This is a genomic window from Staphylococcus sp. AC872 (genome assembly GCF_979255425.1).
Map to the genome: position 1 here is coordinate 1 of NZ_CEEDKW010000094.1, position 234 is coordinate 234.

The 234-nt window shown below is 60.3% G+C and carries 1 protein-coding gene; it reads left to right on the top strand.

The features are described 5' to 3' along the window. Positions 1–16: 16 nt before the first annotated feature. Positions 17–234 (top strand): LLM class flavin-dependent oxidoreductase (locus ACZ267_RS13055; RefSeq protein WP_463680366.1); only part of this gene is annotated, 218 nt, incomplete at its 3' end.

Below are 234 nucleotides of genomic sequence, written 5' to 3' on the forward strand. Positions count from 1 at the left end.
TGACGAGACCGTCACCTTGGCACAAAAACTTGAGGAGATCGGTTTCCACCGGTTCTGGTTGGCCGAGCACCACAACACCGACCACTTCCTGTCGAGTGCGCCAGATCTGCTCATGGCGCGCATCGCGACGGCGACGCAGTCGATCCGGCTTGGGTCTGGCGGAGTGATGGCCATGCACTACGGGTCCCTGCAAATGGCGGAACGGTTTTCGACCCTCACAGCGTTCTTCGGTGA